The sequence below is a fragment of the Dietzia sp. DQ12-76 genome (assembly GCF_014145045.1).
Lineage (GTDB): Bacteria > Actinomycetota > Actinomycetes > Mycobacteriales > Mycobacteriaceae > Dietzia.
Genome location: NZ_JAALDV010000278.1, coordinates 1 through 1,945 on the forward strand (window position 1 = coordinate 1; position 1,945 = coordinate 1,945).

2 protein-coding genes are annotated in these 1,945 nt (G+C 73.2%); both read left to right on the plus strand.

What is annotated here, in order from left to right; translation table 11 throughout:
* Positions 1–739 (plus strand): NUDIX hydrolase (locus G6019_RS10140; RefSeq protein WP_182627511.1); only part of this gene is annotated, 739 nt, incomplete at its 5' end.
* Positions 736–1,932, plus strand: a complete 1,197-nt coding sequence (locus tag G6019_RS10145) for a MarP family serine protease (RefSeq protein WP_182613243.1) — start codon at positions 736–738, stop codon at positions 1,930–1,932. The genes G6019_RS10140 and G6019_RS10145, both read left to right, overlap by 4 nt.
* The last annotated feature ends 13 nt before the right edge of the window (positions 1,933–1,945 follow it).

Here is a 1,945-nt window from a genome sequence, read left to right on the forward strand (position 1 = left end):
CCGCCACGCCGCGGTGCTGGTGCTGTTCTCGGGGTCGGCGCACGCCCCCGGCCCGCGTCCCCCGGAGGATGCCCGCGTGCTGCTCACGCACCGCGCACCGACCCTTCGCAGCCACTCCGGGCAGATCTCGTTCCCCGGTGGCGGGGTCGACGACACGGACAGCGGGCCGGTCGAGGCGGCCCTGCGCGAGGCGTGGGAGGAGACGGGACTGGAGAGCGACGGTGTGGACGTGCTCGCGGTGCTGCCCGAGTTGTACATCCCCGTCTCCAACTACTCCGTCGCCCCGGTGCTGGCCTACTGGCGGGAGCCGATGGAGGTCTCGTCGGTGGATCCGGCCGAGACCGCGAGGGTGATGACGGTGCCGGTGGGGGAGTTGCTCGACCCCGCCAATCGCTTCCTGCTGCGGCACTCGACCGGGTGGACGGGCCCCGCGTTCCAGCACGAGGACCTGGTGGTGTGGGGGTTCACCGCCGGGATCCTGGCCGCGATGTTCCATTCCGCGGGCTGGGACCTGGACTGGGACACCGATGACGTGCGTGATCTCGAGCAGACCCTGTCGGCCTCCGCGAACGGGGAGCGGCCCTGGCTGTCGGCGGAGGAGGCGCGACGCGAGTCCTCCGATCCGCTGGCGGACAGGACGGTCGCCGGGGTGCCCGGCGCCCGGTCAGGCCTCACCGGCGATGAGGACGAGGAACCGCTCGACCTGCCCGCCGACGAACCCCGGAGGGGGTACCGGTGACGGGCTCGCAGTGGCTCGACATCGCGCTGTACGCGCTCGCCGCGGCGGCCGCGATCTCGGGATGGATCAACGGGGCGGCGGCGTCCGGTTTCGCACTGCTCGGGGTGGCGATCGGCGCCACCTCCGGCCTGCTCGTGGCCCCTCATCTGGTCAGGGAACTCGATTCCCCCGTCGGACGGCTCGCGGCGGGGCTGGCCGTGATCGCGGTGATGGTGCTCATCGGCCAGATCGCCGGCGTGACGATCGGTCGTGCCGCCCGGCGCTACATCTCCGGGGCGGGGGCCAGGGTGCTCGACAGCACCGTCGGAGCCGTGTTCCAGGCCGCGGCGATGCTGCTGGTGGCGTGGTTGGTCGCCATCCCGGTGGCCGCGCAGGAGGGCCCGGGACTGGGCAAGGCGGTACGCGGGTCGTCGGTGCTGGCGAAGATCGACGACGTGGCGCCCGAGCAGATGCAGCGGATCCCCGCGGCGTTCACGTCGGTTCTCGGCACCACCGGGTTCCCCGACATCCTCGGCCCCTTCGGCACGACTCCGCTCCAGGAGGTGCCCCCGCCCGATCCCGTGCTCGCGGGCTCCGAGGTCGTGGCCGCGGTGCAGCCGTCCGTGCTCAAGATCCTGGGCCGCGCCGAGTCGTGCAGTCGCGCCCTGGAGGGCTCCGGCTTCGTGGCCTCCCCCGGACTGGTCATGACCAACGCGCACGTGGTGGCCGGTACGGACTCGGTGAGGGTCGTCGCCGGAGACCGGGAACTCGACGCGGACGTGGTGGTCTATGACCCGGGCGTCGACGTGGCGGTCCTGCGCGTACCGGGTCTCCAGGCCCCGGTCCTGCCCTTCGCCGACCGGCAGGGCCGCAGCGGCGACGACGCCATCGTGGTGGGCTACCCCGGTAACGGCCCCTACCGGCCGGACGCCGCACGCATCCGGGAGAGGGTGACCCTGCGCGGTCCGGACATCTACCGTGAGGCGACCGTCGAGCGCGAGGTGTACATCCTGCGTGGCTCGGTGCGCGAGGGCAATTCCGGGGGGCCGCTGATCACGCCGGCGGGGCAGGTCGTGGGCGTGGTCTTCGGTGCGGCGATGGACGCCGCCGACACCGGGTACGCGCTCACGGTCGAGCAGGTGCTGCCGCAGCTCGAGCGCGGGGTGGACTCGTTGGAGCCCGTCCCCACCGGCAGCTGCGTCGGGGCCCGCTGAGCGCAGACCCCGC